Below are 434 nucleotides of genomic sequence, written 5' to 3'. Positions count from 1 at the left end.
ATGCTGATAGCGTTCGTCTCTTGGATGAACCGCTACCGCTGTATCGCCGAGCATCGTTTCTGGACGCGTCGTTGCGATTTCAATATGTCCGGACCCATCAGCGAGCGGATAGCGCATATGGTAAAACGCGCCTTGGACATCTTTATAAATTACTTCGATATCGGAAATCGCCGTTTGTGTCGCCGGGTCCCAGTTGATGATGTATTTGCCGCGGTAGATCAATTTTTTCTCGTACAATTTGACGAATACTTCACGCACTGCTTTTGACAAGCCATCGTCGAGTGTAAAGCGCTCGCGGGAATAATCAAGAAAAAAAAAAAAAATAAAGAGAAGTGTCGCTATAATCTATTCAACATGATTGCACAATGTGACACCTACATTGCTGGTGGTCTTTCATCACCTGCTACAATGAGACTGTACACTACAACACACTA

The 434-nt window shown here is 44.7% G+C and carries 1 pseudogene; it reads right to left on the bottom strand.

Annotated elements, in window-relative coordinates:
• Window positions 1-309: pseudogene (locus BHE18_RS00005) on the bottom strand (class I tRNA ligase family protein); the annotation flags it as partial.
• Between the last annotated feature and the right edge of the window lie 125 nt (window positions 310-434).

The sequence above is a fragment of the Rossellomorea aquimaris genome (assembly GCF_001877785.1).
Classification (GTDB): Bacteria; Bacillota; Bacilli; order Bacillales; family Bacillaceae_B; genus Rossellomorea; species Rossellomorea aquimaris_A.
Note: the sequence above shows the minus strand (reverse complement) of the source record. Positions and strands in the feature narration are given on the sequence as shown.